Origin of the sequence: Cupriavidus sp. USMAHM13, from assembly GCF_001854285.1 — a bacterium.
Classification (GTDB): Bacteria; Pseudomonadota; Gammaproteobacteria; order Burkholderiales; family Burkholderiaceae; genus Cupriavidus; species Cupriavidus malaysiensis.
Genome location: NZ_CP017752.1, coordinates 2004131 through 2030458, shown reverse-complemented (window position 1 = coordinate 2030458; position 26328 = coordinate 2004131). Strand labels below are relative to the sequence as shown.

Genomic DNA, 26328 nt, shown 5'->3' with positions numbered 1-26328 from the left:
TACCGCGCCGGCCGCGCGGGCAGACGCCGACGCTAGAAGAAACAGAGCCGGATCAGCGGCGCGCCCAGCACGCTGACCAGGCCGGCGATCATCATCACCAGCGAGGCCACCACGCCCTGCACCTCGCCCAGCTGGCGCGCCTTGGCGGTGCCGGCGCCGTGCGCCGCCGCCCCGAAGATGGCGCCGTGGGCCAGGCGGCTGCGCACCATCGGCAGCCACGACAGCACCAGCTCGCCGATGGCCATGCCGGTCAGGCCGGTGATGACCACGAACACCGCCGCGAGATCGGCCGGGCCGCCCAGCGAGCGCACCGCCTCCACCGCGAATGGCGTGGTCACGGATCGCACCGCCAGACCCTTCTGCAGCGCCAGCGGCAGGCCCAGCCAGCGCGCCAGCCACACCGAGGTGGCGACCGAGGTCAGCACCGCCGCCAGCACGCCAAGCGAGATCGACAGCCAGTGCTTGCGCACCATCGCGCGGTAGTCGTAGATGGGCAGCGCGAAGGCCACCGTGGCCGGGCCCAGCAGCCACAGCAGCCAGCGCGTGTCGGCGATGTAGTCGCGGTAGGGAATGTGCGCGGCCAGCACCAGGGCGATCAGCACCGCCGGCGTCGCCAGCAGCGGCATCAGCAGCAGGCTGGCGCGGCGCGCATAGAGATACTTGTTGAGGTAGTAGAGGCCGAGCGTGGCGGCGAAGCACAGGCCGGCCAGCAGGCCGTCAGACATGGTGGCGCTCCCGCTGGCGGCGCGCCAGCATCAGTTCGAGACGGTAGACACGGTCGACCACCAGCGCTGTCACCACCATCACCGCCACCGTGCTGCAGCCGATCACCGCGCAGATGCGCCAGCCATCGTGCCGCACCAGGTCCGAGTACTGCACCACCGCCAGCACGGCGGGAATGAAGAACAACAGCATCTCGCCGAGCAGCCAGTCGGCGCCGCCGCGGATCCAGCCGGTGCGCACCACGCCGCCGAACAGCAGCGCGGCCAGCACCAGCAGGCCCAGCAGGCTGGCCGGCAGCGGCAGGCCGAGGCGCCCGCGCAGCCAGTCGGCCAGCACCCACAGGGCGGACAGCGCCAGCACCTGGACCATGGCCAGCCCTCCCTTGCGCAGGGATGAGGCGACGGCATGGCGGGACGGCGCGGCGGCGGGGCCGGCCGGATGGTGGGGGGAAGGCGAGAGGGCTGGCATGGTCGGGAAGCGGCGCGCAGGTGGCGGGATCGGTACTGGGGTCGGGGCGGTTACAGCACATCCGGAGGTGGTGCACTGGCCGCACGCTGGCGATGCTCTAGTGTACGAAGCCCGCTCCGATATATAAAATGAATATAAATTATTCATTTGATTCTCATCTGGAATAGAAAACGGGATCGTGCGATGGATATCCGCAGCCTGCGTTATTTCGTCGAAGTCGTCCGCCAGGGCGGCTTCACCCGCGCCGCCGGCGCCTTGCACGTGACCCAGCCGACCATCAGCAAGATGGTCAAGGCGCTGGAGGACGAACTGGGCGGACCGCTGCTGCTGCGGGAAGGCCGCACCGTGCAGCTCACCGATGCCGGCAAGGTGGTGCTGGCGCGCGGCCAGGCGGTGCTGGCCGAAGTGGCACGCCTGCGCCAGGAAGTGGCCGAGGTCGACGGCATGGCCCGCGGCGAGCTGGCGGTGGGCATCCCGCCGATGGCGGGACGCTATTTCGCGCCGGTCATCGGCGCCTACCGCCGGCAATACCCCGGCGTGGCGCTGCGCCTGCGCGAACAGGGCGGCCGGGCACTGGAAGAAGGCGTGGCCTCGGGCGAACTGGACCTCGGCGTCACGGTGCTGCCCGCCACGGTGCCGGGCCTGGGCACCCTGCCCGTGACCCGCCACGCGCTGACGGTGATCTACCCCGCCGCGCGCGCGCCGGCGAGCATGCGCGCGCTACCGCTGGCGGCGCTGGCCGGCGAGTCGTTCGTCATGTACGAAGATGACTTCGTGCTCTACCGCGTCATCCTCGACGCCTGCGAGGCCGCCGGCTTCCTGCCGCAGATCGCCGGCCAGAGCCGCCACTGGGACTTCATCGGCGAACTGGTGGCGGCCGACGTCGGCATCGCCCTGCTGCCCGAGCCGATCGCGCGCAGCCTCGACCCGGCGCGCGTGGCGGTGCGCCCGCTGGCCGCGCCCGAACTGACCTGGGAACTGGGACTGGTCTGGCGCGAAGGCTACCTGTCACGCGCAGCCCGGGCCTGGCTGGACGCCTGCCAGCGGGCCTTCGGCACGCCGTCGGCGCCGTGAAGGGCGACCGGGGCGTGCATGGCGCCGGCTGACCGTGGCGGCCGGGATCACACCATCGGCTTCGCTTCTTTGCTCACGTGCTGGATCACACCCTAGGCTTCGCTTGGGTGTGGTGCCTTGCTAGACCACCCCTCACCCCCACCCTCTCCCCATGCGGGGAGAGGGAGCCAAGACCTTGTGCTTGGCGAGCGGTGTTGGCGGCTCTGTTGGCTTCGTCCAACGCGACGGGGTTCGTGCCGTGCCGTTTGCCGCCTCACTCCCGCCCGATCTCCTCCAGCAGCCGCGTGACTAGGTAGAGCCGCGGCACCACGGCTTCGAGATCGACATACTCATCGCGCGCATGGTAGCCGTGACCCGCGAGGCCCAGGCTTTCCAGCACCGCGGCCTTGCCCGAACGCGCGGCGAAGCCGGCGTCGGTGCCGCCACCGGTACCGGGGATCAGCAGCAGCTTGCGGCCGTCGAGTTCGGCGTAGATCTGCTGGGCGCGTCGCGCCAGCGCCTGGCCGCGCGCGTCGGCGACGTAGGCCGGGCGGCCTTCGCTCATCGTCACCGTGGCCTGGGTGTCCGGCACCAGGTGCCCGGCCCCGACCTTCTGCTGCAGGGCGGCCTCCAGCTTCTGCGCGCCGCCCGGCACGCTGATGCGCACATCGGCCCCGGCCGAGGCGGTCTCGGGGATCTGGTTGCGCGGGCCATCGGCGCTGGCGCTGGTCCAGTTGAGCTGGGTGCCCGGCACGTCCTTGGCCACGTCGCGCGTCTGCTGCAGCTGGTAGGCCAGCTCGAGCAGCGCATTGCGCCCCTGCTCGGGCGCGGCGCCGGCGTGCGAGGCGCGCCCCTTGATGGTCAGGGTCGCCGTGGCGGTGCCGCTGGCGGCCAGCAGCACGCCCTCGGCGCCGGCGGTGGCGCGGTCGGGCGAGGGCTCGAACGACAGCACCACGTCGTGCTGGTCGGCCAGCGCCGCGATCCGTTCGCCGGAACCGCCCGACCCGACCTCCTCGTCGGGATTGAACAGCACGCTGAGCTGGGCAAAGTCGCGCCAGCCGCGCGCCTTCAGGATCTCCAGGCTGTGCAGGATCACCGCGATGCCGCCCTTGTCATCGGCGATGCCCGGGCCGTACAGGCGGTTGCCCTCGCGCCGGATCGGCTGGGTCGCCAGCGTGTTGGCCGGGTAGACGGTATCCATGTGGGCGATCAGCAGGATGCGGCGCTTGCCGGTGCCGACCAAGGTGCCCTGGACCAGCGTGCCCGGCCCGCGCGTGGCGGCGAAACGCTCGGTCCTGGCGCCCAGCGCGATGAGGCGCCGCTCGGTGTAGTCCGCCATCTGCGCCAGCCCGGCCGCGTTGGCGCTGCCGGATTCGATCGCGACCATGTCGCGCAGCGATTGCTCCAGCGCCGGCTGGGCTGCGCGGGCGGCGGCAAGCAGTCCGGCATCGGCGGCGGGCACCTTGGCGGCATCGGCAAACGCGGTGCCGCAGCACAGCGCGGCGCAGGCCGCGACCAGGGCGCGGCGGAAGGCGAAGGGCATGGGATCTCCTTTGTGGTTGGCTGGGTCCGCCGCGCGCCCGTCTCCTCCTGCCGGCGCGCAGACGAACGCCCATGCTATCGCCTCCGTGCGCGCCAAGCGAGCACTGCCCAGCCAACCGGCCGGCCTCAGCCGGCCAGCTCGATCCGGTTCACCACGTTCTCCACCCCTTGCACATACCAGGCGTCCTGCTCGGCACGGCGCCGCACCGCGTCGGTGACCGCACAGCCATCCAGCGTCACCACCCGGCCCTCGGTATGCACGCCGATCTGCTCGGCATCGACGAAATCGTCAGTCTCCAGCACCAGCCGCAGCGCCTCCGTGATCTCGGCATCGCTGTCCGCCTCCGCCGGCTCGACCTTCAGTTCGTTGACGACGCAGCGGCAACCTGGCACCCACCACGCCAGCACGCCGGCCAGGCGCAGGTGCGAGAGGCTGATCACATGCCCGCTCAGCGTGACCACGCCGTCGGCGACACCCACCTCGATCTCGCCGGCACTGTCCTCTCCGGCCGCGCGCAGCTCGTTGCTGCGCCCCTTGGCCCGCGCACTGATGCGGCAGTTGCGGAAGTCGATGTCGTCGAGCAGGCGGTCGCACACCGCGGCGCGCAATTCGCCATCGCCCACGGGATTGCTGCCGTCCGCCACGCGCAGGTGGTCGATCACGCTGGAGACGCCATCGACGCGGCGCATCTGCGCCGCGGTGCGCGTCTTGTCGACGATGTCCGCCACTTCGCCCTCCAGCAGCAAGGCGCCGTGGTCCAGGCGCATATGGATGACCGGATGCTGCGGATGGCCATGGAAAGGCACATGCGCCAGGGCGGCACGCGCCTGCGTCAGCACTGATTCGCTACTCTGCATGATGTCTGCCTCCTCTCGACTGCCGTGTGGAATGCCCTCCCGCCGCGCGGCGCACGCGGGGCATGGCGGCGCGGGCCTCGCCCGCGCGGACGGACCCCAACCCATTATAGGAACGGCCCCGGCGCTCTCGCGCACGGCCGTGCGGCTTGACCTTGACAGGCCAACGGGCTATAGTCCTCGCTTCGTTAAAAGTTTGGGGTTCCCAATTGGACACTTCCAGTTGTCCTGATCCGTTGGTCAAGCATTAACCCCCGCCAGACTTTCCGCCGCATTCCCCGGCCACCGTCTGGCAGGACCTGCAAGACGGTGCGCATCCAGCCCTAGTGCCCTAGCGGCTGACCCGCACTCCATACGCTTTACCCGAATCATTCGCAGGCGCTGTGCCGCCCGCGAAGGGATCGGCCTTGGGCCGTCCGCCACGCCAGCGCGTGACGGCGCGTCCCGGGCCATGGCGCGCCGCCCGCGAAACGGCCCGCCGTCCCGGTCGCCCGTGCGCACCATGGTGCGCACGGGCGGGCGCCCCATTTGTTCCACCGCAACCAGGAGGCCAACGATGCCCGACGACCCTTGTAGTCCGTCATCCGAACCGCCGCGCGCCCCATATGGCCGGCGCGCCTGCCACGAACCTGCCCGACCGAGCGCGCCGCTCGCCTGACCGATCCGCCGAGCGACGCCGGGTCCGGGCCCCGACAGGAGAATCCACATGAAATACGCTGTCCTGCTGCCCGACTTCCGTCACCCCGAAATGGCCACCCACGACGCCGACCGCCTGCGCGCCATGCGCCAGGCCGGCGCGCGGCGCGCAGCCGCCTGGCTGCGCCGCCTGCTGGGCGGCTGGCGCGGCTGAACGCCGCGGCGGTCCCGGCGCCCGTGCCGGGGCCGCCCCCTCCGACTTCCCGACTCATCGACCGCACCGCTGGCGCGCCCGCGCGCGCCGGCGGCTGCGTCACGCGCCTGCCATGGGCGCCGGCTAGCCTTGCGGGCGGATGCCCGCAACCGCGCCAGCCGGCCGGCCGGTGGCGGCAAAGGAGAACGATTCTGTGCGCATGATCAACAACTTCCAGTGGCTGCCGCTGCTGGACACCCTGACCTGCCTCGCCCTCGCATTCGTGCTCGGCTCCGCGATCGGGCTGGAACGCCAGTTCCGGCAACGTACCGCGGGGCTGCGCACCAATGCGTTGGTGGCGGTCGGCGCCGCCGTCTTCGTCGACCTGGCCTGCCGCCTGGGCGGCGGCGACGGTGCCGTGCGGGTGATCGCCTACGTGGTATCCGGCGTCGGTTTCCTCGGCGCCGGCGCCATCATGAAGGAAGGCATCAATGTGCGCGGCCTGAACACGGCCGCCACGCTGTGGGGCTCCGCCGCGGTGGGCGCCTGCGCCGGCGCCGGCTTCGCCGCCGAGGCCCTGCTCGCCTCGCTGTTCGTGCTGGCCGCCAACACGCTGCTGCGCCCGGTGGTCAACACCATCAACCGCGCGCCGATCGACGACGCCTCGACCGAAGTCACCTACCAGATGCGCGTGATCGCCCCGCGCGAGCACGGCAAGCAGGCGCTGGCCGCGCTGGAGGACAGCCTCGAGCATGCCAACTACCCGGTGGGCGACCTCGATGTGGAGACTTTCGGCGAGGACGACGTGGAAATCGTCGCCACCCTGCTGAGCACCTCGGTGGACTCGGACGAACTCGACCGCGTGGTCGAGGGACTGGTGCTCAAACCCTTCGTCTCGCAGGCCTACTGGAGCCCCAGCACCACCGACTGACGATGGCCGGCGCCGGCCGGCCGGTCAAAGGGGCCGCCGACGGCCGGCGGCCCGCCTCACTCCTGGATATTGGCCTCGCTGACGATCTTGCGGTAGGCCTCGGTCTCCTTGGCGATGAAGGCGCGGAAGGCCGCCCCATCCTTGGCGTCGATGTCGACGCCCGCCTCGGACAGCCTGCCCTTGACCTCGGGATCGTTGATGGCGTGCGCGAGCGCTTCCGACAGCCGGTCGGTGACCGCCTTGGGCGTCGCCGCCGGCGCGAACACGCCGAACCAGAGCCGCATGTCGATGCCCGCCAGGGCCTTGTTCTCGGCCAGCGCCGGGATGTTGGGCGCCGCGTGCGAGCGCGCCGCCGAGGTCACGCCGATGGCCTGCAGCTTGCCCGACTTGATCTGCGGCAGCGCGGTGGACAGCACCAGCACGCCCAGCTCGATCTGGTTGGCCATCAGGTCGGCAATGGCCGGCGCTCCCCCCTTGTAGGGCACGTGGGCCATATTGACCTTGCTGGCGCTGCGGATCAGCTCGCCCGACAGATGCAGCGGCGTACCGATGCCCGAGGTGCCGTAGTTGACCGGCTTGTGGCTCTTGGCCAGCGCCAGGAAGCCGTCGATGCCGCGGATGCCCGACTGCGCGCCCGACACCAGCACCATCGGCTGGGACCCGACCATGCGCAGCGGCACCAGGTCGCGCTGGCCGTCGTAACGGATACGCGGGTTGGTCAAGCGCGCGATCGAGATCTCGCTGTTCGACCCCAGCAGCAGCGTATAACCGTCCGGCGCGGCATTGACGGTCTTGACAGCACCGATGGTGCCGCTGGCGCCGGGCGCATTGTCCACCACCACCGAGACGCCCAGTTCGCGCGACAGGCGCTGGCCAAGCACGCGCGCCACCAGGTCATTGCTGCCGCCGGCCGCATAGGGCACCACGAGCGTGACGGGATGGTCGGGATAGGCGGCCAGCGCCGGCGCGGCGGCGAACGAAGCCGACAGCGCGGCGGTCAGCGCCAGCGCGGCGGCAAGAGACTGTTTCATCGGATTCCTTGTTCTGTGATCCCCGGGGGACCTGTGCCGGACCAGGGGCGCGCCGTCCTGCCCGCCGTTGCGGCTCTTACGGCTCGCGCGCGACGCGGATTGTAGGGCGGACGAATGCGGATTGGGAAGCCGGCAAACCGCCCCGCCAGACCCGCGCGGCGGCGGCACGTGGATGCGCTCAGGCAAAGTTTGCGCCACTTCGCGGATCGATGAAAACCTACCGTGAAACGGCGCCACCCTCCGATCATTCGAAGAAAACTTCCACTATATGAGTCGAAAATCTTCAAATTTCGCGGAACCATAGGACATCTTCCCTGCCTTACCCCTGGTCCAAGACAGACGCCACGCGGATCTATCGAATCCATCACGTGACGCTGGACAGACATCCGAGAACAACACAAAGATCACTCGACACAGGAAAGGAAATCAACGGGATGGCATTGGCTTCGAACAAACTGCCGGCATGGACGATCTGGGCGCCGCTGGGCGCCTGGGCCGTGCTCGGCGCCCACACCGCCCTGCCCGGCCAGGCCTGGTTGCTCTGGATCGCGGCGCTGGCGCTGGCCGGCGCGGTCTTCTCCGCGGTGCACCACGCCGAGGTGGTGGCCCACCGCGTCGGCGAACCCTTCGGCACGCTGGTATTGGCGATCGCCGTGACCGTCATCGAGGTCTCGCTGATCGTCTCGGTGATGCTGTCGTCCGGCCCCGAGAAGGCGGCCCTGGCGCGCGATACGGTGTTCGCCGCCGTGATGATCCTGTGCAACGGCATCGTCGGCCTGTGCCTGTTCGTGGGCGGCCTGCGCCACCGCGAGCAGGCCTTCAAGGCGCCGGGCGCGACCGCGGCGCTGGCCGTGCTGGCCGCCTTGATGACCCTGACCATGGTGCTGCCCAACTACACCAGCACGGTGCCGGGCCCGGTACTGTCGCCGCCCCAGCTCGCCTTCTCGGGCATCATCGCGCTGGTGCTGTACTGCGTCTTCGTCTTCGTGCAGACGCTGCGCCACCGCGACTACTTCCTGATTGCCGGGGTCTCCGACGAAACCGTGCATGCGCCGCCACCGCCGGTGCGCGTCGCGCTGTCCAGCCTGGCGCTGCTGATGGTGTGCCTGGTGGCCGTGGTCGGCCTGGCCAAGGTGCTGTCGCCGGTGGTCGAATCGGCGGTGGCGCGGGCCGGCGCTCCCGCCGCGGTGGTCGGTATCATCATCGCGGCCATGGTGCTGCTGCCGGAAGGCCTGGCAGCGCTGCGCGCGGCGCAGGCGGACCGCCTGCAGACCAGCATGAACCTGGCGCTGGGCTCGGCGCTGGCCAGCATCGGGCTGACCATTCCCACCGTCGCCGCTGTCTTCATCGTGGTGGGCCAGCCGCTGACGCTGGGCCTCGGTCCGAAGGAGATGGTGCTGCTGGCGCTGACCGTGGTCGTGTCGACGTTGACACTGGGGCTGGGCCGGACCACCATCCTGCAAGGCGTGGTGCACCTGGCCATCTTCGCCGCCTACCTGTTCCTGTCCATCATCCCCTGAGCCCACTGAGCCCCCCCCCCGACTCCCCCGAGCCGCCGCGCGCGGCACGCGCCCATGCCCCGCCGACCCGACCTGCCCGCCGCGCCCGCGTGCGGCGACCTCGACAGCCTGCTTGCCGAGATCCGCGCCTGCCGCGCCTGCGCCGACGCCCTGCCGCTGGGCCCGCGCCCCGTGCTGCAGGCGGGCGCCGGCGCAAGCATCCTGGTGGTCGGGCAGGCCCCGGGCGCGCGCGTGCATGCCAGCGGCATCCCCTGGGACGACGCCAGCGGCGCGCGCCTGCGGCAATGGATGGGGGTGGACGACAGCGTCTTCTACGACGCCTCGCGCATCGCGCTGGTGCCGATGGGCTTCTGCTACCCGGGCCGCGGCAAGAGCGGCGACCTGCCGCCGCGCAGCGAGTGCGCGCCGCTGTGGCTGGATACGCTGCTGGCCAGGCTGCCAGGGATCCGGCTCACGCTGCTGCTCGGGCAATACGCGCAGCGCCGCTTCCTCGGCCGCGCCGCGCGCGCCAGCCTGACCGAGACCGTGGCCGCCTGCGCGGACTACGGACCCGGCTGCATGCCGCTGCCCCATCCCTCGCCGCGCAACCAAGGCTGGTTCCAGCACCATCCCTGGTTCGCGCGCGACCTGCTGCCGCTGCTGCGCGAGCGCGTGCAGGCGGCCCTGGCGGCGCACGGCGCGCCGGCGCCGCAGGGAATTCAGGCAGTACGGGAGGCGAAGGCGTCCATCACGCGCGCCGAGTAGACCAGCGCGGCGCCGGTGTTCACGGCGATCGCCACGCCGAGCGCTTCCATCACCTCTTCGCGCGTGGCACCGCGCTTGGCGGCGGCCTCCGCATGCACGGCGATGCAGCCGTCGCACTGCCGCGTGACCGCCACGGCAAGCGCGATCAGTTCGCGCGTCTTGGCATCCAGGTGGCCGGTCTTGGCGCCAGCCTCGCTGAGGTGGCCGTAGCCCTGCACGGTCTGCGGGCTGAGCTTGGCCATGTCGGCGATGGTGGCCAGCAACTGCTTGCGGTAGGCATCCCACTCGAGCATCATGATCGGCTCCCTGCGGATGCGGCCAGGCGCGCCGGCCGCGATGGCAACGCGCGGCCCGGCAGGGCCGCAGTCACCAAGGAGTCTAGACCATGGACAGCGGCCGCTCAGGCCGCTCAGGCCGCTCAGGGCGCTCGGTTCGCCCGGTTCGCGCTCAGGCCGCCTGGCTGCGCGCGGCGAGGCGGCGCGCTTCCTTGCGGCGCCCCCACCAGCCACCGATCCCCAGCAGCAGCGCCACGGCGATCAGGTCGCCGGTGAGCGCGACCGGGCGCGGCGGCCTACCACCGGCCACGCCGTAGGTGAAGCCTTCGATCACTACCGACAGCGAAGCGCCGAAGACGAAGCAGAACAGGCTGTGCCGGCCGATCTGCACCACCGGCCCCATCCACTGCGCCAGCCGCGCCACCCAGCCGGCGCGGGCCGCCAGGTAGACCAGCCAGGCGATCCCGAGGAAACTGACCAGCCGCAGCGCGGCCAGGCTCTGCTTGGGCAGCGGGAACGCCAGCACCGGCACCCAGGCCGGCAGCCAGGGCTCGTAGACGTGCGGCCGCATCCACAGGTAGGCCAGCAGCACGCTGCACAAGGTGATGCCGATGGCGACTGCCGTCAGCAGCGAACGGCCCAGCACCCGCTGCGGCAGCATCACGTCGGGACGCAGCCGCGACAGCAGGCCCAGGCCGAACATCAACTGCCAGGCAAAGGGATTGAAGGACCAGCCAGTGCCCTCGCTGCTGGGCAGCAGCGGCGTCAGCACCGGCGCCATCAGCCACAGGGCCACGCTGCAGCCGACGAAGGCCAGCGGCCGCGCGCGCGCGGCCCGCACCGCCAGCGGCGCCAGCCCGATGAAGACCGCGTACATCGGCAGCACGTCCGAGACGAAGGGCTGGCGCGACAGGCTGACCAGCTCCAGCAGCGTGGTGACGGGGTGGGCCTGGAACACCAGCGCCTCGGTCGAGCGGATCGCCGGCGCCGGGATGCGGCAGGCCGCCAGCAGCAGGCCGAACACCAGCATCAGCACGGCCGTCAGCAGGAAAGCCTGGTAGATCACCCAGCTGCGCCGGCGCAGGCGGCTGCCGGCGATGCCCGCGCCGTGGCGGGCTTCCATCGCCAGGTAGGCCGAGGCGGCCGAGTAGCCCGCCAGGAAGACGAAGATCTCGGCGGCGTCGAATAAGACGAAGTTGCGGATGGTGTAGTCACCGAGCACGCTGCCGTTGACGTGGTCCACCACGATGAAGATCAGCGCGATGCCGCGGATCAGGTCGATCTCGGTACGGCGCTGGGACAAGCTCATCACTGCGTTCAATTCCTGTGGTTGGTAGCGGCCGTGCGCCGCTGCTTTCTTCTGAGTTTTTGTTCTACGCCATACCGGGGAGTTCCCGATAGTTGGATTCCGTTTCGGCGGGTTTCAAGCTGTTTCAAAGCCTGGCGCGGAGCACATCCGGAGCGTCGCCGGCGCGGCCGGAATCCAGCGGCACCCACCCTCTGTCGCCGAGGCGAGCGGCACGTCTCAGCCGGGCTCGCCGATCACCTGCGCCGCCAGTTCGGCTTCGACCCACTGGCGGAAGCGCGCCACGGCGGGACGCGCCTGCGCCTGCGGGGCCACCACGAAGCGATAGCCGATGCCGTCGGCCGCGTGCTCCGGCAGCACCACGCGCAGGCGTCCCTGGGCCAGCAGCGGCAGCGCCAGCGGCGTGCGACCGATGGCCACCCCGGCCCCCTGGGCGGCGGCCCGCAGCACGTGCTCGTACTCCGAGAAGTACAGGCAGGGCTGGCCGGGCGAATGCGCCAGGCCCAGGCGCGGGTACCAGTCCGTCCACGACATCCACGGAAAGCGTCCGGCCGGATCGTGGTAGACCAGCAGCGGCGTGCGCAGCAGGTCGGCCGCCGTGCGGATGCGCGCCGCCACCTCGGGCGCCGCCATCAGCATCACGCGCTCGCGCAGCAGCGGCGCTTCGGAGCCGTCCACGGCGCACAGCCGGATGCCCAGGTCGAAGCCCTCGCGCTCCAGGTTGGCATTGGCCTCCGAGGCATCGACGCGCACGTCGATATCCGGCGCCAGCACCTGGAAGCGCGCCAGCTTGGGCACCAGCCACAGCGCGGCGAACGACGGCGTGGTGGTGACCGTGACCGTGCTGCGCTCGGCGGCCAGCAGGCGCACACAGGCCTCGGCGAGGCCCTCCACGGCGGCCCGCGCCGCCGCGTAGAACTCCCGCCCCTGCGGCGTCAGGCTCAAGCCCTTGCCGCCGCGCACGAACAGCGCCGTGCCCAGCACGTCTTCCAGGCTCTTGACCTGCTTGCTGATGGCGGACTGGGTCAGGCACAGCTCGTCGGCCGCCGCGGTGAAGGACAGCAGGCGGGCGGCGCATTCGAAGCCGCGGATGGCTTCGAGCGACATGGCGCGCAGCGCGGCCGCCGCGACAGGACTCGGCTTGGACATGAGCGGCTGGAATAGCGGAGATGACGACAGTTCCGGGCAGAACGGGCCGATCGCGCCAACAATGGCACCACGGCCTGCAGATGACAGCGGAGATATCGCGATGGCGGACGCGCCCGGAAAGCGGGATTCTACCCGACACCGGCGCGTGATGCAGGCCGCACACGTGACGCCCGACGCACGCCTGCCGGGCCGCTGACAAAGTTTGACTTTCGCCCGTACCGGCCCCAGGGCCAGCCTGCGGACCTTTCCTTCCAGGAGACACCAGCATGACTTCCTACGTCGACACCCGGCAGCACGGCCAGCACGTGCTGCTGACACTGAACCGGCCCGCCAAGCTCAACGCGCTCAGCTATGGCCTGATCGACGAGCTGATGGGACATCTCGATGCGCTCGAAACCGATCCGGCCGTGCGCACCGTGATCCTGACCGGCCAGGGCGAGCGCGCCTTCAGCGCCGGCGCCGACATCGCCGGCTTCGCGCCGGACATCGCCATCTCGCCGGAGCAGGCCCATCGCGAGTTCCTGCTGCGCGGGCAGGCCTTGACGCGGCGCCTGGAGACCTATCCGAAGCCCGTCATCGCCGCCGTCAACGGCCTCGCCTTCGGCGGCGGCTGCGAGGTGGTCGAGGCGTGCAGCCTGGCCGTGGCCGCCACCCACGCCACCTTCTCCAAACCCGAGATCCGTCTCGGCTTCCCTCCGACATTCGGCGGCACGCAACGGCTGCCGCGCCACGTCGGCCGCAAGCGCGCCATCGAGATGATCCTCACCGGCGACGCCATCGATGCCGACACCGCCCGCCGTATCGGCCTGATCAACCAGGTGGTGCCGGCCGCCGAACTGCTGCCGGCCTGCCTGGCGCTGGCCGACCGCATCGCCCGCCATGCGCCGCGCGCGGTGACGGCTGCGCTGCGCGCCGTGACGCGCGGCATCAACGTGACGATCGATGAAGGGCTGGCGATCGAGGGGATGCAGTTCATGATCGCCGCGGCCTCGGCCGATGCGCGCGAGGGCACGCGGGCTTTCCTGGAGAAGCGGGAACCGCGCCTGTCAGGGCTCTGATCCTGGCGATGTCCTGGCGACGCTGCGGGCGCAGTGGACTAGCTCCCCGACGCCTCCATGACCGGCGCGGCCTCCCCTTGCGCTGCCGGCGCCGCGCCCTCCGAAGCCTGCGCAGCCAGGTGGGAGGCCGCCGCCGCCAGCCGCCGCCGCATGCCCTCGCTGGCCGCCGGCCCTGGCACCAGCGCATGGCGGGCGAAGCCGATCGGCTCGCCGCTGGCGGCATCGACCAGGCGCGGCTCGACCGGGCGGCCGCTGGCCTTGTCGACCAGCTGCACGCTGGCGCCCTCGGGCGCGAAGTGCCGGTTGCCCCAGGCCAGCAAGGCGAGCAGCACCGGCTGGAAGTCGTGGCCGCGCTCGGTCAGCACATATTCGAAGCGCGGCGGCCGTGCGGAATACTGGCGCCGCTCCAGCAGGCCCGCCTCGACCAGCCCGGCCAGGCGGCGCGTCAGCATATTGGGCGCGATGTCGAGGTTGCGCTGGAAATCGTCGAAGCGGGTCGAGCCGTACAAGGCCTCGCGCAGGATCAGGATGCTCCACCATTCGCCCACGCGCTCCAGGCTGCGGGCGATCGGGCATTGCATGTCCTTGAAGGTCTTTCGTTGCATGGTCGTGGCTCCTTGGACGGCATCTTAGCAGTCTTCGCGCCAGTGGAATCCATTGCCATTCAAGGGCTTACCGCAGCGTCGCCCCAGCGCGCCGGGCATGGCCGGGCATGCCGGCCGCGCGGCCGGCGCCACGCCCCCGCGCCGGCAAAGGCGGATCTCGGGCAGAATGCCCGCGTGTGCCTTACGCTGCGCCGACACCGGCCAAGACATGACTTCGATCCGCCACATCGCCTCCGGGCGCGCCGAGCTCGCGACTGAAATCGCCGGCAGCGGCGCCCCCGTCGTCTTTCTCCATGCCAATGTATGCGACCGGCGCATGTGGCGTACCGAGCAGGACGCCATCGGCGCCACTCATAAGGCAATCGCCTATGACCGCCGCGGCTTCGGCGGCAGCCGCGCCGAGCCGGAGGATTTCTCGGCCCTGGACGACCTGCTGGCGGTGCTGGATGCCACCGCGGATGGCGCCCCGGCGGTCCTGGTCGGCTGCTCCCTGGGCGGCCGCATCGCGCTCGATGCCGCGCTGCGGCACCCGGCGCGGGTGCGGGCCCTGGTGCTGATCGCCCCGAGCATCGCCGGCGCTCCCGAGCCGGTCCATGCCCCCGCGGTGGTGGAACTGCTGGCCCAGGCCCGCGACGCCGAAGCGTCCGGCGACATCGATCGCCGGAATGCCTCGCAGGCGCGCCTGTGGCTGGACGGGCCGCTGGCCGCGGAAGGCCGCGTGGCCGGGCCGGCGCGCGATCTGTTCCTCGCCATGAACGGCATCGCGCTGCGCGCGCGGCCGTTCGGCGCGGACCAGGATATCCAGCCGATGTTCCACCGCCTCGGCGAGATCGCCGTGCCGACCCTGGTGCTGTGCGGCGACCTCGACTTCCCCCACATCCAGCAGCGCTGCCACCACCTGGCGGCGACGGTGCCGGGCGCGGAACACCAGACCCTGGCGGGCATGGGCCACCTGCCCAGCCTGGAAGACCCGGCGCACATCAGCGCATGCATCGCCGGCTTCCTGGCGCGCCGCGTCGACAGCGGCGGCGGTGGCGACCGCCACGCCGGGCCCGCGCGCTGAGCGCGGCGGCGTTCGTCACCAGGCCCTCACGCCCTCACGCCCTCAAGCCCTCACGCCGCCTGCAGCTTCGCCGCGGCGTCGCGCAGCGCGGTGCGCAGGCCCTCTTCCACCACCGGGTGGTAGAAGGGCATGGCCAGCATCTGCTCGATGGTCAGGCCCTGCTGGTACGACCAGGCCAGCAGGTGCGCGATGTTCTCCGCGCGCGGGCCGCTCCACTCGGCGCCGAGGAAGCGTCCATCGGCGCGGTCGGCGTAGACGTGCATCAGGCCACGGTTCTTCAGCATGACGCGGCTGCGGCCCTGGTCCTCGAAGCTGACCTCGCCGGTGACGAAGCTGCCCTCGGCCAGGTCGGCGAAGCGCCGGCCCACCATGGCGATCTGCGGATCGGAAAACACCACCGCCAGCGGCGCGCGGCGTGCCAGCGGCTTGAGCGCGGGCCAGGCAGCGGCGTTCTCGCCGGCCGCCTTGCCTTCGTCGGCGGCCTCGTGCAGCAGCGGCAGCACGTCGTTGACGTCGCCGGCCAGGAAGACCGGCGCGCTGCCGCATTGCAGGGTGGCCGCATCGAACACCGGCACGCCGCGCGCATCGAGCGCCAGCCCGGTGTTCTCCAGGCCCAGCCCGCGCACGTTGGGAGCGCGGCCGGTGGCGGCCAGCACGTAGTCGAATCGCTCCGTGACCTCGCGCCCTGCCGTATCCGTATAGCGAATCACCGCCTCGTCGCCCTCGCGCCGCATCTCGCTGACGCGGGCGTCCGGATCGAGGTAGAAGTCCTCGCGGAAGGCCTGCAGGGCCGCCGCCTTGACCGCCGGGTCGGTCAGCGGGCCGACGCCGCCGCGCACGCCGAACACGCGCACCCGCACCCCCAGGCGCGACAGTGCCTGGCCCAGCTCCAGGCCGATCACACCGGGGCCGAACACCGCCACGCTGCGCGGCAGGTCATCCCAGGAAAACACATCGTCATTGACCACCAGGCGGTCGCCGAACACGCGGAAAGGCTCGGGCACCACCGGGCTGGAGCCGGTGGCGATCACTACGCGGCTGGCCCGCACGGTGACGCTGTCACCGACCTCCAGCACGGTGTTGTCGATGAAGCGCGCATAGCCGCGCAGGCGGTCCGCCTCGTCGAACCCTTCCACGCCGCGCACGACGAAGCCGACGAAACGGTCGCGCTCGCGCTTGACGCGCGCCATCACCTCGCGCCCGTCGATGCGCACCGCGCCGTCCACATGCACGCCGAAGGGCGCGGCGTGGCGGATCTCGTGCGCGGCCTCCGCGGCCGCGATCAGCAGCTTGGAGGGCATGCAGCCAACGCGGGCGCAGGTGGTACCGTAGGGACCGCCCTCGATGATCACGGCGCGCTTGCCGGCGGCCTTGGCGGCCCGGTAAGCGGCGAGGCCGGCGGTGCCGGCACCGATCACGGCGACGTCGGTGACGATGGTTTGCATGGATTCTGCTCCTCGAAAGGTACGGGTGCCGGGAAGGCCCGGCGGCTCCGGTGGGTTCTGGGGATGGTGCGTGACGGGGGCGATCGGACGGCGGCGCCTGGCGCGCGCGCCAATCAGCGAATCGGCGAATCGGCGAATCGACGGGCGGGATGGCAGCACGCTGCCATCGGGTCCGGCGACTGGGTCCGGCGACTGGGTCCGGCAGCCTGGCCGCGCCGCCGCGCGCCCGCGGGCACGCGGCGGGCAGCGGCGCTCAGCGTGCCAGGTACTGCTCGAGCGCCTCGGCGCCGCCGACCAGCTTGCCGTTGATGAAGACCTGCGGCGCGGTCATCGTGCCCGACACGGCGCCCAGCACCTTGCCGCGGATCTTGTTCTCGAGCGGCACATCGATGTAGTCGAAGCCGTTGTCGTCGAGCAATTGCTTGGCCTTGGCGCAGAACGAGCAGCCCACCTTGGAGAACACCACCACCTGGTCGGGACGCTTGGCGTTGGGCGCGATGTGGTTGAGCATGGTGTCGGCGTCCGACACCTTGAACGGGTCGCCCGGCTCTTCCGGTTCGATGAACATCTTCTGCACCACGCCGTCCTTGACCAGCATCGCATAGCGCCAGCTGCGCTTGCCGAAGCCGAGGTCGGCCTTGTCCACCAGCATGCCCATGCCTTCGGTGAACTCGCCGTTGCCGTCGGGGATCATGGTGATGTTTTCCGACTCCTGGTCCTTGGCCCACTCGTTCATGACGAAGGTGTCGTTGACCGAGACGCACAGGATGTCGTCCACGCCATGCCTGGCGAACACCGGCGCCAGCTCGTTGTAGCGCGGCAGGTGGGTCGACGAACAGGTCGGCGTGAAGGCGCCGGGCAGCGAGAACACCACCACGGTCTTGCCGTCGAACAGCTGGGCCGTGGTCACGGTCTTCCACTCATTGTTTTCACGCACGCGGAACGAGACGGCGGGAACGCGCTGGCCTTCGCGGGATTGCAGCATGGATATCACTCCTGGTCGGTTGGGTTGTGGCTGCGTGATGCAGCGAAGGCCTCATTGTGTCGATCCCGCCCACATTTGTGAAATTCATTGTATCTAGCGGAGTGATTGCATAAGACTATCAATGGGCGATAGGACGGGACTATCCCCGCCTCGATCGAGGCTCATTCGACACATTGCTTGGTGAAATCACCGCCTGGCAGGCATCCCGCGCATTCTGGGCTTGCGCCCCGCCAGCACCGCCGAGGATGACCCGCACGCCGGCCGAGCGCGCGTCACGCCCGCCCGTGGCACTGGAAGGCGCGCCAGCAGACTCGCCAGCAGACCCGCTAGCAGACCCGCGCCGGACGTCCCGCCAGCCCGGCCAGATAGGCGTGGATCTGCGCCACCACCGCCGCGCCCTCGCCGACCGCCGCGGCGACCCGCTTGGTGGAACCGGCACGCACATCGCCGATGGCGAACACGCCCGGCACGCTGGTCTGCAGCGGAGCCTCCTGCCCGGCGTCGGCACCGGTGCGCACGAAGCCGTGCGCATCGACGCCCACCGGGCAGTCGCGCAGCCAGGCCGTGTTCGGCGCGGCGCCGACGAAGAGGAAGAGATGGCGCAGCGCGCCGTCGTGCTCGCCGTCGGCGCGGCAGCGCCAGTGGATGTGGTCGAGCCAGGCGCTGCCGTCCAGCCCGGTCACCTCGGTGCCGGTCCACAGGCGCACATTGGGCAGGCCGGCGATGCGGTCGATCAGGTAGCGCGACATGGTGGCCTCCAGACCGGGCCCGCGCACCATCAGGTGGACGCGCGCGGCGTGCGTGGCCAGGTAGACCACGGCCTGTCCGGCCGAATTGCCGCCGCCGACCAGGATGACTTCCTCGTCCTGGCACAGCCTGGCCTCGACCGGCGAAGCCCAGTAGTAGACGCCGCTGCCCTCGAAGCGCTCCAGCCCGTCGATGGCCGGGCGCCGGTATTGCGCGCCGCTGGCGATGACCACGGTGCGCGTCGCCACCTCGCGGCCGTCGGCAAGCACCAGGCGCAAGGGGAAGCGGTCGCAGCGCAGCGCGCGCACGGCCAGCGGGATGGCCAGGTGGGCACCGAACTTGAGCGCCTGCGCCAAGGCGCGGCCGGCCAGTGCCTGCCCGGAGATGCCGGTGGGAAAGCCCAGGTAGTTCTCGATGCGCGCGCTGGCGCCGGCCTGGCCGCCCGGGGCGCGCTCGTCCATCACGGCCACCGACAGGCCTTCGGAAGCGGCATAGACCGCGGTCGCCAGGCCGGCGGGCCCGGCACCGGCCACCACCACATCGTAGATGTGTTCGGGATCGAAGTCGGGCAGCAAACCCAGGCAGGAAGCCAGTTGCCCTTCATCCGGCGCGCGCAGTACATGGCCGCCCGGGCACAGTACCAGCGGCAGGTCGGCCGGCTCCAGCGCGCAGCCGCCCAGCAGCGCACGTGCCTGCGGGTCGGCTTCGACGTCGAGCACGGTATGGGGATGGCCGTTGCGGCGCAGGAAGGCCTGCAGCGCCAGCAGCCGCGGCGACGCGCCGCGCCCGACCAGCACCGGCCCGCTGCCGCGCTCGATCAGGCCCACGCGACGCAGGATCAGCGCGCGCATGATGCGCTCGCCCAGTTCGGCCTCGGCCACCAGCAGCGCGCGCAGGCGTTCGGGCGGAATCGCCAGCGCCTCGGTGTCGGCGACCGCGACTCCATCGACCAGCGCCGGCTTGCCGCTCAACTGTCCGACCTCGGCAAGGAACTGTCCGGGCCCTTCCTCGACCACCGTGCTGGAGCGGCCGAGCCCGTCGCGCTGGACCACCGCGACGCGGCCGCTCAGGACCACGAACATGCCGCGGCCGCGGTCGCCGATGGAGAACAGGTTTTCGCCCGCGCGCCAGCGCCGCACCTCGCCGAAACGGCGCATGCGCTCGATGTCCGCCACCGAAAGTTGCGGGAACATCTGGTGCCGGCGCGACTCCAGCGGCGAAAACGGGGCCTCCGCCGCTTCGCCCGGTACCTCGCCGGATACTCCGCCCGCGCCCCCTTCCTGCCGCGGGGGCTCCCCGCCCGTCCCGCCTGGCCGCCCTGCTTCCATGCCGCCCCCTTGCCGTCCCCGGCCGCATGCCCCGGCCGCGCGGCGCGCATCGCGCGCTCGCCGGCGGGGCCGACTCTAGATACTAGGCAGCGGCGCAGCGGAATGCACGCGCCCCATCCCACCTGCCGCCTGCCAGGTGCCGGGCTCGCCCCTTGCCAGGCCTGGGGCGGCCCTGCCGTGTCCTTCCCTTCGAGTGTGGGGTCAAGTACGAGTCGCGGCGTCCGTTAAAGCATGCGATCTCGACGCTCAGCAAGCCGGCAGGCCGCCTCTCCCGGGCACGCCGCCGCACGCACCCCGGAACCGCCCCTCGCCACCGGCCTCGCCAGGCCGGCGGCCGGCAGGGCCTCCCCCCTGACCCCTGCGAGATCGGACAAGAAAGACCGAGACATTGCCATGCCTTCAAGCCGGACGACCCAGTCGCGCAGCCAGCCGTCACCACGGCGGTCGCGCGCGCGCGCCGTCTCCCCGCGCCTCCGCTGTACACGTCCGCCCGGACGTCACCCCTGACGGCGAGGCACCATGCAGCGCATCGAACTCCTCAAACGCGTCGCCCACGGCGCACGCCTGTATCTGTCCCTCACGCCATGGGGCGCGCCGGTCCAGGGCGCGCTGCTGCAGGACGAGTGCGCCCCGAACGGCCACCGCCTGATCCCGGGCACGCAGGTCGAGCGCCTGCTGCGCGCCGGCTTGCTGCGCCGCCGCGGCGTGGCCAACCCGAACGGCGAGACCGACCTGGACCTGACCCCGGCCGGCTACGTGACCGCGTTCGGCCGGCGCCTGGCCGCCTCCATGCTGCGCGAGGCCAATGGCGGCGACGGCGACAGCCAGGCCCCGCCGGCGACGCCGGCATCGCTGCCGGGCGACACCGACGGCCAGGCCTTGCCCGGCTACTCCTTCGCCTTCCAGCCCATCGTCGACGTCCGGCACCGCTGCGTGGTGGCCTACGAGGCCTTCGTGCGCGGACGCCGGGACGGCAACGCGGCGCCCGTCCTGCGCGCGGTGCCGCCCAACGAGATCCATCGCTTCGACGACGAGTGCCGTACCGCCGCCATGCGTACCGCGGCCCGGCTGCGCATCGGCCAGCGCCTGCATATCAACAGCTTCGTCAGCGAGGACGCCGACGCGCAGGCCGCGCTCGCGCGCACCCTGTCGACGGCACAGGCGCTGGGCTTCGATGGCGGCCGCCTGGTGCTGGAAAGCAAGGTCGACGAGATCGTGGAACGCCCCGAAGCCTATGCCCGGCGCATGCAGCCCTTGCGCGAGCTGGGCATGGGGCTGGCGCTCAGCGAAATCGGCGGCGGGCTGGCCGGTGCCAACCTGGTCGCCGCCATCCGCCCCGACTACGTCAAGCTGGGCCGGCGGACTGCGCTGGGCACGCACGTCGACGCGCGCCTGCGCGAGCTGGTGCCGAAGCTGGTGCAGACCTGCCGGACGCTCGGCGTCGGTGTCATCGCCGAAGCGGTCGAGACGGTGGACGAATACCACTGGCTGCGCAACGCCGGCGTCGAGCAGTTCCAGGGCAACCTGTTCGCCCCGCCCACCTTCGAGGCGGTGCCGCCCGCGCAGCTGCCGTAGGCGATCATTGGCGACCGCGGTCCGCCGCGCGGCGCCGCCGTGGCCCGGCGCCGCGCTGGTGCCCTGAATCACGAACGCGTGGACTCAATACATTCTGTCTAGCGTGCTGCCGCGCCGGCCATCAGCTGGCGTGCCAGTGACACCAGGTCGAACACCGGCAGCCGGCAGCGCCGCGCGATCTCGGCCGCATAGGGCGGCATATTGGTGCATTCCAGCACCAGCGCCCGCAAGCGCGGATGCGCGGCGGCAAAGCGCACCGCCGTCTCCACCACCTCCTGCCCGACACGCGCCATATCGCCCTCGGGCTGGTTGCCGAGGATCACGCGGGCGAACTCGCCGGCCTCGTCCATGCCCGCGCGCGGCGAGCGCGCCGATCCGCCGACCGCTTCCAGGTGCGCATCGCTGAGCGCGCCGGCCGAAGCCGTCAGCACGCCGACCGCCTCGGGGCCGCCGCACACCTGGTACAGCGTGGGAAGCCAGCACAGCGCCGAGCTGGCGAACGGCACCCGCAGCGCCGCCGCCATCTCGCGATGGTGCAGCGCAAGGAAGCCGCAGCTGGTGACGATGGCCTGGCAGCCCTGTGCCTGCAGTGCCAGCGCCGCCTCGACGAAGGCACCGCCCAGGCCCTCGGCCTGCCCGAACACCACGCGCCGCGGCGAAGCCGCCGGCACCCGCTGGTAGCGCGTGGCGAAGGCAAAGGTGGCTGGGTTGCCGATATCGCCCGGCGGGCGCGGGAACACCGTGTCGAGCATCACCACGCCCAGCGCCGGCTGGCCCGGACCCGGAGCCCGGCCGTCAGCGATGTGGTCTGCCATGGTTCAGTACCTCGCCAGCGTGAGGCCGTCCAGGTCGATCTCCGGCTTGCGCCCGAGCACCAGGTCCGCCACCACGCGGCCGGATCCCATCGACATGGCCCAGCCGGTGGAGCCGTGCCCCACGTTCAGGAAGAGATTGGCGTGCGAGGTCGGGCCGAGGATGGGCGGGCCGTCCGGCGTCATCGGCCGCCGGCCCACCCAGTAACGCGCGCCGGCCATGTCGCCGGCGCCCGGGAACCAGTCCGCCATGACCTGGCGCAGCGTCTTCAGGCTGGCCTCGCGCAGGGCCAGGCGGTCGTCGCCCAGCTCGGCGGTGCCGGCCACGCGCACCTGGTTGCCCATGCGCGTGATGGCCGTCTTGAGCGACTCGTCCATGACGGCGGCGCGTGGCGCGGCCTCGGCGTCGGTGATCTGCAGCGTGGCCGAATAGCCCTTGACCGGATAGAGCGGCAGGGCGATGCCCAGCGGGTCCAGCAGGGTGTGGCTGTCGACCCCGGCGGCCATCACCAGCGCATCGCAGGGCAGGCGCTGCGGCCCCGCCGCGCCGGCGCCTCCCTGCTGCCCCGCCTCCAACGGCTCCAGCTGCTCCAGCTGCACCGCACTGACCCGCCCGCCGGCCGCCTCGAGGCGCGCCACGCGGGCGCCGAAGCGGAAGCGCACGCCGCCCTGCTCGCACAAGGCGCGCAGTTCGCGCGTGAAGACCGCGCAGTCGCCGGCCTCGTCCTCGGGCAGGTAGAGCCCGGACAGCGGGGCCACCGGCGCGCGCGCCAGCGCCGGCTCGATCTCGACGCACTGGGCGGCATCGAGCAGGCGGTGCGGGATGCCGGCCTCGGCCAGCAAGGCCAGCGCCGGCCTGGCCAGCTCCTCGTCGTAGCGCGAGCGGAACAGCTGCAGGTAGCCTTGGCTGCGGCCGTAGTCGAGGGGGTGGTCGCGCAGGAATTCGTGCAGGCAGGCGCGGCTGTAGTAGGCCACGCGCTGCATGCGCAGCTTGTTGACGCGATAGCGCGCCAGTTCGCAGTTGCCCAGCCAGCGCCCGATCCAGCGCCACTGGCGCAGGCTCAGCTGCGGCCGGAAGATGACCGGCGCGGCCGGCTTCAGCAGGTATTTCAGGATCTTGGCCGGCATGCCCGGCGCGGCCCACGGCGTGACATAGCCGGGCGCGATCACGCCCGCGTTGCCGGCGCTGGTCTGGCGCGCCACGTCGGGCTCGCGCTCGACCAGGGTCACCTCGGCGCCCTGCCGGTTGAGCCAGTACGCCGTGGCCGTGCCGATCACGCCGCCGCCGATCACTACGACTTTCATATCGTCGAACCCGCGTCCGCGCGGGACGCAGCAAGGGTGGGAAGAAGAATGGGACGAAGCGGCCGGGACGCAGCGCGGACGCGGCGCGGGCCTGTGCGTGAGTCTACTGAGCTTCGCCGCCGCGCGGAAGCACCAGGCCGATGCGCGCGGCTGGCGGGCACATGGCACAGAACTCGCTTCCGTCCTTCGGCATGCCGCGCCCAGGGCTGGCAGCCATTCCGCCGGCCGCCACCTTGCTGCTACACTCGGGCCCCAGGATGGCGCCCGGGCAGCCGTACCCGGCCATCGGCACCACAACCACGGCAGCATCCACACGACAGAGAGAGAGGAAACCCGACATGGCGATCACGCGCAGGCAGTTCATCGAAGCCACCCTCGCAAGCGGCTCGGCGCTCGCCCTCGCCCCGGCCTTCGCCGACGAGCCCGAATCGACCATGGCCCGCATCAAGCGCACCGGCCGCGTGCGCCTGGGCGCCATCAACGGCGCTTCACCCTATTTCAGCAAGGACCTCGCCACCGGCGAATGGCGCGGCTTCTGCATCGATTTCGGGCGCGACCTGGCCAGGCACCTGGGCGCGCAGGTCGAATGGGTGGAGACCACCTGGGGCAATGCCGTGCTGGACGTGCAGACCAACAAGATCGACGCCCAGTTCGCCATGGCGCCCACGCCGCAGCGGCGCGAGGCGGTCGACTTCAGCAATCCGCTGTTCCAGAACCTGCACACGGTGGTGGCGCGCAAGTCGCTGAACATCGAGCGCTGGGAGCAGCTCAACGTGCCCGAGATGCGCATCGCGGTGGACGTCGGCTCCAACCACGACCAGCTCGCCACCCAGCTGCTGCCGCGCGCCAACGTGCAGCGCTTCGAGACCTCGGCGGCCGCCACCATGGCGCTGCAGTCCGGCCGCGTCGACTGCCAGATCCTGGTGGTGCTGCTGTCCACCGCGCTGCTGGCCAAGCTGCCCAATATCGGCCACATCCTCTACCCCACGCCGCCGCAGACCGCGGTCACCAACATCGGCCTGCGCAAGCAGTCCGACCCGGCCTTCGTCAACGCGCTCAATGCCTGGCTGGACGAAGCACGCAAGGCCGGCCGCATCCGCGAGACCATCGTCGGCAATATGCAGAAGCTGGCCAACGTGCCGCCCACCGCCTTCCCGCCGCAAGTCCGCTTCTGAGGGCCGAGCATGTATCAGTGGGATTTCGGTTCGCTGTGGGCGTACCGGGGCATCATCACGGCCGGCGTGCTGACCACGCTGGCCTACACCGCGGTGGTCATCGTCTCCGGCCTGCTGGTGGGGGTCCTGGTGGGCCTTGGGCGGGTCTCGTCGAGCCGGCTGCTGGCGGGCTCGCTGCGCGCCTTCGTGGAAGTGTTCCGCTGCACGCCGGTGCTGGTGCAGCTGATCTGGTTCTACTATGCGCTGCCGGTGCTGCTCGGCATCGAGCTGACGCCCGGCACCGCCGCGGTGCTGGCGCTGACCCTGTACGGCGGCGCCTTCTACTCGGAGATCGTGCGCGGCGGCATCATCTCCATCGATCCGGGCCAGGTCGAGGCCGGCCAGGCGCTCGGCATGACGCGCGGGCAGGTGATGCGCCGCATCGTGCTGCCGCAGGCCTTCCGCCGCATGACCCCGCCGCTGGTCAGCCAGTCCATCATGCAGCTCAAGAACACCTCGCTGCTGTCGGTGCTGGCGGTGCCCGACCTGCTCTACCAGGGCCAGGTGATCGCGCACGACACCTATCGCCCGCTCGAGATCTACACCCTGGTGGCCGTGATCTACTTCGCCATCCTGCTGCCCGCCACCATGCTGGCCAAGCGGCTGGAAGCGAAAACCACGGGAGCCTGAGCCGATGCCAACCGAACCCATGATCTCGATCCGCGGCCTGAAGAAACGCTTCGGCGACGTCACCGTGCTGCGCGACATCAGCCTGGAGGTCGGCAAGGGCGAGGTGGTCGCGCTGATCGGCCCCTCGGGCTCCGGCAAGTCCACCCTGCTGCGCTGCGTCAACCTGCTGACCACGCCCTGCGGCGGCACCATCCAGGTCGGCGCGCACCGCTTCGACTTCGACCAGCCGGGCGGCCCCAGGCTCGGCGACCGCGCCCTGGCCGCCTTCCGCGCGCGCACCGGCATGGTGTTCCAGCACTTCAACCTGTTTCCCCACATGACCGCCGCGGAGAACGTCATGGAGGGCATGGTGACCGTGCTGGGACGCCCGAAGGCCGAAGCCCGCGCGCGGGCGCTGGAACTGCTGGCGCGCGTCGGCCTCGCCGAACGCGCCGGCACCTATCCCGACAAGCTCTCCGGCGGGCAGAAGCAGCGGGTCGCCATCGCACGCGCGCTGGCCATGCAGCCCGAAGTGATGCTGTTCGACGAAGCCACCTCGGCGCTCGACCCCGAACTGGTCGGCGAAGTGCTGGGCGTGATGCGCGCGCTGGCCGACGAGGGCATGACCATGATGCTGGTGACCCACGAGATCGCCTTCGCGCGCGAAGTGGCCGACCAGGTGGTCTTCATGCGCGACGGCGTGGTGGTCGAGGCCGGCCCGCCCGCGCAGGTCATCGACGCCCCGCGCGAGGCGTCCACGCGGGCCTTCCTGGCACGCGTCAGCGGCGGCTGACCGGCGCGGCGGCAGTCCGCGTGGCGGCGCGTCGCCGCCGCCGGACCGCCGGCGTGCCGCCCTCCCGGCTTCGCTTCAGCGTCCCAGCTCCTTGGCTGTCTTGCCGCCGATGCTGAAGTGCTCCTTGGGCATTTCCTGCAGCATCACCCGCACCGTTTCGCGCGGCGCGCCGATCGACTCGACCGCCGCATCGGTCAGCGCGGCGATCAGGCGCGCCTTCTGTTCTTCGGTGCGGCCTTCGATCAGGAAGACTTGCATGATGGGCATGGTGTGGGCTCCTTCAGGTTGGAATGGGTTGGATGGGTGGTCTGGCTGGCCTTGGTCTGCATGATGGGGCTTGCCGGCGCGTGGCGCCAGGGGTGA

Annotated in this window: 26 protein-coding genes; 11 read left to right on the top strand and 15 right to left on the bottom strand. The window is 71.2% G+C overall.

Annotation, left to right across the window (positions count from 1 at the left end):
* Positions 1–32: 32 nt before the first annotated feature.
* Together BKK81_RS27225 and BKK81_RS27220 are read right to left on the bottom strand one after the other, a co-directional pair.
* Positions 33–725, bottom strand: coding sequence for an LrgB family protein (locus tag BKK81_RS27225; RefSeq protein ID WP_071019345.1), 693 nt, complete (start codon positions 723–725; stop codon positions 33–35).
* Complete coding sequence (locus BKK81_RS27220) at positions 718–1191, bottom strand: CidA/LrgA family protein (RefSeq protein ID WP_156811462.1); 474 nt, start codon at positions 1189–1191, stop codon at positions 718–720. The genes BKK81_RS27225 and BKK81_RS27220 overlap by 8 nt, the downstream gene beginning before the upstream one ends.
* Before the next feature lie 183 nt (positions 1192–1374).
* On the opposite strand from BKK81_RS27220, the gene BKK81_RS27215 reads away from it, so the two are divergent.
* Entirely contained in the window at positions 1375–2265 is an 891-nt protein-coding gene (locus BKK81_RS27215; protein WP_071019341.1) for a LysR family transcriptional regulator, read from the top strand.
* Positions 2266–2518: 253 nt separating this feature from the next.
* Here BKK81_RS27215 and BKK81_RS27210 read toward each other — a convergent pair whose 3' ends face one another.
* Positions 2519–3787, bottom strand: coding sequence for a glutamate carboxypeptidase (locus BKK81_RS27210; protein WP_071019339.1), 1269 nt, complete (start codon positions 3785–3787; stop codon positions 2519–2521).
* A gap of 125 nt (positions 3788–3912) precedes the next feature.
* Entirely contained in the window at positions 3913–4644 is a 732-nt protein-coding gene (locus BKK81_RS27205) for a BON domain-containing protein (protein ID WP_071019338.1), read from the bottom strand.
* A gap of 703 nt (positions 4645–5347) precedes the next feature.
* On the opposite strand from BKK81_RS27205, the gene BKK81_RS35700 reads away from it, so the two are divergent.
* Positions 5348–5491: a hypothetical protein gene (locus tag BKK81_RS35700; RefSeq protein ID WP_156811461.1), complete on the top strand. Its 144-nt coding sequence runs from the start codon at positions 5348–5350 to the stop codon at positions 5489–5491.
* A gap of 193 nt (positions 5492–5684) precedes the next feature.
* On the top strand, positions 5685–6401 hold the full coding sequence (locus BKK81_RS27200) for an MgtC/SapB family protein (RefSeq protein ID WP_418235902.1): 717 nt from the start codon (positions 5685–5687) through the stop codon (positions 6399–6401).
* Between the two features lie 56 nt (positions 6402–6457).
* Here the strand turns inward: BKK81_RS27200 and BKK81_RS27195 are convergent, their stop codons facing one another.
* Complete coding sequence (locus tag BKK81_RS27195; protein ID WP_071019332.1) at positions 6458–7432, bottom strand: Bug family tripartite tricarboxylate transporter substrate binding protein; 975 nt, start codon at positions 7430–7432, stop codon at positions 6458–6460.
* A 434-nt stretch (positions 7433–7866) separates the two neighbouring features.
* On the opposite strand from BKK81_RS27195, the gene BKK81_RS27190 reads away from it, so the two are divergent.
* Both BKK81_RS27190 and BKK81_RS27185 read left to right on the top strand, forming a co-directional pair.
* Entirely contained in the window at positions 7867–8952 is a 1086-nt protein-coding gene (locus BKK81_RS27190; protein ID WP_071019330.1) for a calcium:proton antiporter, read from the top strand.
* Positions 8953–9006: 54 nt separating this feature from the next.
* Entirely contained in the window at positions 9007–9696 is a 690-nt protein-coding gene (locus tag BKK81_RS27185) for a uracil-DNA glycosylase family protein (protein ID WP_071019327.1), read from the top strand.
* Here the strand turns inward: BKK81_RS27185 and BKK81_RS27180 are convergent.
* The 3 genes from BKK81_RS27180 to BKK81_RS27170 all read right to left on the bottom strand — a co-directional run bounded on the left by BKK81_RS27180 (position 9651) and on the right by BKK81_RS27170 (position 12426).
* Entirely contained in the window at positions 9651–9989 is a 339-nt protein-coding gene (locus tag BKK81_RS27180) for a carboxymuconolactone decarboxylase family protein (RefSeq protein WP_071019324.1), read from the bottom strand. The genes BKK81_RS27185 and BKK81_RS27180 overlap by 46 nt on opposite strands.
* 154 nt (positions 9990–10143) lie before the next feature.
* The gene (locus BKK81_RS27175; RefSeq protein ID WP_231908102.1) at positions 10144–11280 is read right to left on the bottom strand and encodes an OpgC domain-containing protein; all 1137 of its coding nucleotides are present in this window, start codon (positions 11278–11280) and stop codon (positions 10144–10146) included.
* Between the two features lie 216 nt (positions 11281–11496).
* A complete protein-coding gene (locus BKK81_RS27170) occupies positions 11497–12426 on the bottom strand; it encodes a LysR substrate-binding domain-containing protein (RefSeq protein ID WP_071019318.1) in 930 nt (309 codons plus the stop codon).
* Positions 12427–12692: 266 nt separating this feature from the next.
* Between BKK81_RS27170 and BKK81_RS27165 the strand changes: the two genes are divergently transcribed.
* Positions 12693–13484 carry a crotonase/enoyl-CoA hydratase family protein gene (locus tag BKK81_RS27165; RefSeq protein WP_071019314.1) on the top strand — a complete coding sequence of 264 codons (792 nt, stop codon included), beginning with the start codon at positions 12693–12695 and terminating at the stop codon, positions 13482–13484.
* A gap of 38 nt (positions 13485–13522) precedes the next feature.
* Here the strand turns inward: BKK81_RS27165 and BKK81_RS27160 are convergent, their stop codons facing one another.
* Positions 13523–14089: a winged helix-turn-helix transcriptional regulator gene (locus BKK81_RS27160; protein ID WP_071019312.1), complete on the bottom strand. Its 567-nt coding sequence runs from the start codon at positions 14087–14089 to the stop codon at positions 13523–13525.
* A gap of 208 nt (positions 14090–14297) precedes the next feature.
* Here BKK81_RS27160 and BKK81_RS27155 point away from each other — a divergent pair, with 208 nt between their 5' ends.
* Positions 14298–15152: an alpha/beta fold hydrolase gene (locus BKK81_RS27155; protein ID WP_071019306.1), complete on the top strand. Its 855-nt coding sequence runs from the start codon at positions 14298–14300 to the stop codon at positions 15150–15152.
* Positions 15153–15202: 50 nt separating this feature from the next.
* On the opposite strand, the gene BKK81_RS27150 is transcribed toward BKK81_RS27155, so the two are convergent.
* The 3 genes from BKK81_RS27150 to BKK81_RS27140 form a co-directional block, all read right to left on the bottom strand.
* On the bottom strand, positions 15203–16597 hold the full coding sequence (locus tag BKK81_RS27150) for a dihydrolipoyl dehydrogenase (RefSeq protein ID WP_071019303.1): 1395 nt from the start codon (positions 16595–16597) through the stop codon (positions 15203–15205).
* 253 nt (positions 16598–16850) lie between these two features.
* Positions 16851–17582, bottom strand: coding sequence for a glutathione peroxidase (locus BKK81_RS27145; protein ID WP_071019301.1), 732 nt, complete (start codon positions 17580–17582; stop codon positions 16851–16853).
* A gap of 326 nt (positions 17583–17908) precedes the next feature.
* Entirely contained in the window at positions 17909–19657 is a 1749-nt protein-coding gene (locus tag BKK81_RS27140) for an FAD-dependent oxidoreductase (protein ID WP_071019298.1), read from the bottom strand.
* A 519-nt stretch (positions 19658–20176) separates the two neighbouring features.
* Here BKK81_RS27140 and BKK81_RS27135 point away from each other — a divergent pair.
* Positions 20177–21232, top strand: coding sequence for an EAL domain-containing protein (locus BKK81_RS27135; protein ID WP_083384471.1), 1056 nt, complete (start codon positions 20177–20179; stop codon positions 21230–21232).
* Between the two features lie 98 nt (positions 21233–21330).
* On the opposite strand, the gene BKK81_RS27130 is transcribed toward BKK81_RS27135, so the two are convergent.
* Positions 21331–22047: an aspartate/glutamate racemase family protein gene (locus tag BKK81_RS27130; RefSeq protein WP_071019296.1), complete on the bottom strand. Its 717-nt coding sequence runs from the start codon at positions 22045–22047 to the stop codon at positions 21331–21333.
* A 3-nt stretch (positions 22048–22050) separates the two neighbouring features.
* Complete coding sequence (locus BKK81_RS27125) at positions 22051–23349, bottom strand: D-amino acid dehydrogenase (protein ID WP_071019293.1); 1299 nt, start codon at positions 23347–23349, stop codon at positions 22051–22053.
* A gap of 338 nt (positions 23350–23687) precedes the next feature.
* Between BKK81_RS27125 and BKK81_RS27115 the strand changes: the two genes are divergently transcribed.
* From BKK81_RS27115 to BKK81_RS27105, 3 genes are read left to right on the top strand one after another with little or no spacing between them, the layout of a single operon-like run.
* Positions 23688–24524 (top strand): transporter substrate-binding domain-containing protein, encoded by an 837-nt coding sequence (locus BKK81_RS27115; RefSeq protein ID WP_071019287.1) that lies wholly within the window; start codon positions 23688–23690, stop codon positions 24522–24524.
* A 9-nt stretch (positions 24525–24533) separates the two neighbouring features.
* Complete coding sequence (locus BKK81_RS27110; protein WP_071019285.1) at positions 24534–25193, top strand: amino acid ABC transporter permease; 660 nt, start codon at positions 24534–24536, stop codon at positions 25191–25193.
* A gap of 4 nt (positions 25194–25197) precedes the next feature.
* Positions 25198–25965 carry an amino acid ABC transporter ATP-binding protein gene (locus BKK81_RS27105; RefSeq protein WP_071019282.1) on the top strand — a complete coding sequence of 256 codons (768 nt, stop codon included), beginning with the start codon at positions 25198–25200 and terminating at the stop codon, positions 25963–25965.
* Between the two features lie 75 nt (positions 25966–26040).
* Here the strand turns inward: BKK81_RS27105 and BKK81_RS27100 are convergent, their stop codons facing one another.
* Positions 26041–26232, bottom strand: coding sequence for a 2-hydroxymuconate tautomerase (locus BKK81_RS27100; RefSeq protein ID WP_071019280.1), 192 nt, complete (start codon positions 26230–26232; stop codon positions 26041–26043).
* Positions 26233–26328: the final 96 nt, after the last annotated feature.